Source organism: Stenotrophomonas sp. FW305-C-20-S1, from assembly GCF_058783335.1.
The window spans coordinates 1-3,094 of sequence record NZ_JBYTEK010000076.1; the positions used below are offsets into that span (position 1 = coordinate 1).

The 3,094-nt window shown below is 69.4% G+C and carries 2 protein-coding genes and 1 riboswitch; of the genes, one reads left to right on the forward strand and one right to left on the reverse strand.

Features of this window, described 5'->3' with window-relative positions:
• Window positions 1-80: 80 nt before the first annotated feature.
• Window positions 81-659: a histidine phosphatase family protein gene (locus AC3WTC_RS20430; RefSeq protein WP_059065880.1), complete on the reverse strand. Its 579-nt coding sequence runs from the start codon at window positions 657-659 to the stop codon at window positions 81-83.
• Between the two features lie 176 nt (window positions 660-835).
• Window positions 836-1,056, forward strand: a riboswitch (cobalamin riboswitch).
• A gap of 117 nt (window positions 1,057-1,173) precedes the next feature.
• Between AC3WTC_RS20430 and btuB the strand changes: the two genes are divergently transcribed.
• A complete protein-coding gene (btuB, locus tag AC3WTC_RS20435) occupies window positions 1,174-3,015 on the forward strand; it encodes a TonB-dependent vitamin B12 receptor (protein WP_033830264.1) in 1,842 nt (613 codons plus the stop codon).
• The last annotated feature ends 79 nt before the right edge of the window (window positions 3,016-3,094 follow it).

Below are 3,094 nucleotides of genomic sequence, written 5' to 3' on the forward strand. Positions count from 1 at the left end.
CCCCCCCCCCCCCCCCCCCCCCCCCCCCCCCCCCCCCCCCCCCCCCCCCCCCCCCCCCCCCCCCCCCCACTACCGTCCGATCAGGGTTGCTGCAGCTCCAGCAGCTCGCCCACCAGCCCCGCTTCACCGCGCTCGACCCACACGCGCAGGCGCGTGCCGTGGTCGATGCGCAGCGCCCAGCACAGCGACATCGGCAGGCCGCACACCAGCGACAGCACCATGCGCAGCGGGCCGCCGTGGCTGACCACGACCGTCGGCGGCGGGTCGTCGTCATCCAGCAGGCGATCCAGCGCGCGTGCGATGCGCCGTTCGAAGTGGCCCCAGCTCTCGCCATGCGGCGGCGGAAACGCGTGCGGATCGGCGTGGAACGCGGCCAACGCCTCTTCCGGCAGATCGAACAACGATTGGCCATCCCAGTCGCCGAAATCCAGCTCTTCCCACTCCTCGTCGGCCTCAACATCCAGCGCGCGCGGTGTGGCCAGTGCCATCGCCGTATGCAGCGAGCGCAGGCGCGGCGAACTGATCACCCGTTCCCACGACTGCCCGGCATAGGCATCGACCAGCTCCTGCGGCAGGCGGGCCAGCTGCGGCGGATCGCTGCGGCCATCGAGGAACTCATCGCGACCGTTGCCGGCATGGCGGACCAGGTCGAGGATCATGCGCGTGCCCAGTCAGGGCGGCGCGGGAACAGCGGAAAACAGACGGACATCGGCAACGGCACCACGATAATTCGAGCTGCATTCTAGGCGCTGGCGCAGGTCTGCTGCACCGTGCAGGTGCATCCGCGCCTGCTCAGTCGTGCGGGTTCGACGCTACGGGCCGGCCGCGATGCCGTAGACTGCGCGCACTTCCAGGTGACCTGCGGCCCTGCCGGCAGGTTGAAACGGGAAGCCGGTGACGCGTGACAACACGCCATGCCGGCGCTGCCCCCGCAACGGTAAGCACGTCAATTCCAGGCAACCCGCCACTGTGCCGCAGGCATGGGAAGGCGCCTGGACGGTGGCCTCGGGCCACCCGGCGGCGAGCCCGGAGACCGGCCCGGAAGCCTCAGGTCGCGATGCGGTGGGCATGGCGCTGGATGTCTGTGGCGATGGCCGCGGCATCGGCGCGTGCCTGCCTGTTGTGACTCCTCCCCTTCGCTGCGCGGGCGTGCGCGGCACCTGGAGTCCCCCGATGAAACTGCAGTCCCGAATGCTGTCCCTGGCCGTGCTGGCCGCACTTCCTGCATTGGCCCTGGCCGATGATGGCGCCGCCGACCTCGACCAGGTGCTGGTCACCGCTACCCGTACTCCGATCGCCCTGCAGGACAGCATTGCGCCTGCGCAGGTGATCGACCGCGCGCAGATCGAATCCAGCCAGGCCACCTCCCTGCAGGAACTGCTGCAGGGCCGCGCCGGCATCAACCTGACCAATGCCGGTGGCCTGGGCAAGCAGAGCTCGCTGTTCCTGCGTGGCACCAATTCCTCGCATACCGTGGTGCTGGTCGATGGCGTGCGCATCAACAGCGCCGACCTCGGCCTGGCGATGTACCAGGATCTGCCGCTGGCACAGATCGAGCGCGTGGAAATCGTGCGCGGCCCGCAGTCCAGCCTGTACGGTGCCGACGCCATCGGCGGCGTGATCCAGATCTTCACCCGCCGCAACCAGGGTGATTTCGCTCCGCACTTCCAGCTGGGCGGCGGCAGCAATGGCCTGCGTGAAGCCAGCGGCGGCATCGGTGGCGGCACCGAACGCGGCTGGTTCGGCGCCGACATCGCCTACCAGCATTCGGATGGCATCGATGCCTGCCGCGGTTCGGCCACGCTGTTCACCGGCTGCTTTGCCGATGAACCCGACCGCGATGGCTACCGCAACCTGTCCAAGAGCCTGCGCGGTGGTTACAACCTGAGCGACCAGTGGACCGTGGAAGGCAGCGCCCTGCGTGCCGACGGCAAGAACCACTACGACGGCTACTACAACTACTCCGAGACCCGCCAGCAGGTGCTGGCCGGCAAGGTGCGCTACACCCCGTCCGAGCAGTTGACGCTGACCGCCAACGTCGGCCGCAGCGACAACGAGTCCGACAACTTCGGTGATTTCGGTGCACGCGGCAGCGCGCAGACGCACCGCGACAGCGCTTCGCTGCAGGCCGACATCGGTGTTGCCGAAGGCCAGCTGCTCAGCACCGGCGTGGACTGGAGCGAGGACAACCTGGATGGCAGCAGCGCCGGTTACCTGGTCGACAGCCGTCGCAACACCGGCGTGTTCCTGCAGTACCAGGCGCGCTTCGGCCGTCACCAGCTGCAGGCCAGCGCACGCAATGATGACAACCAGCAGTTCGGCAACCATGCCACCGGCAGCCTCGGCTGGGCGATGGAGCTGGGCCACGGCCTGCGCGTCAACGCCAGCTACGGCACCGCGTTCAAGGCACCGACCTTCAGCGACCTGTACGACCCGTGGAGCGGCGTGCCGACGCTGGACCCGGAAAAGTCCAAGAGTGCCAATCTCGGCATCTCGCAGCAGGGCCAGGGCTGGCGCTGGGGCCTGGACGTGTACGAAACCCGCATCGATGACCTGATCACCTACGACGCGGCCACCTTCCGCATGCAGCAGGTCGAAAAGGCGCGCATCCGCGGTGCGGAACTGACCGGCGGCGCCACCGTGGCCGGCTTCGACATCAACGCGCAGCTGAGTTTCACCGACCCGCGCAACCGCACCAACGGCAGCGCGCAGTTCGACAACTGGCTGGCACGCCGTGCGCAGCAGACCGCGCGCCTGGACATCGACCGCCGTTTCGGTGATTTCCGCACCGGCCTGACCGTGCAGGGCGCGGGCAAGCGCTACGACGATGCCGCCAACGCGGTGAAGGTCGGCGGCTACGGCACGCTGGATCTGCGCGCCGAATACGCGCTGACCCCGGCATGGTCGGTGCTGGCGCGGGTGGCCAATGTGTTCGACCGCGAGTACGAAACCGTGGCGTGGTTCAACCAGCCAGGCCGCGAGTATCAGCTGAGCGTGCGTTACCAGCCCAGGTAAGTGGTAGCGGGGGGGGGGGGGGGGGGGGGGGGGGGGGGGGGGGGGGGGGGGGGGGGGGGGGGGGGGGGGGGGGGGGGGG

Coding starts and splice junctions, on each gene's coding strand:
- AC3WTC_RS20430 (WP_059065880.1), bottom strand. CDS start 659: ATGATCCTCGACCTGGTCCGCCATGCCGGCAACGGTCGCGATGAGTTC.
- btuB (WP_033830264.1), top strand. CDS start 1,174: ATGAAACTGCAGTCCCGAATGCTGTCCCTGGCCGTGCTGGCCGCACTT.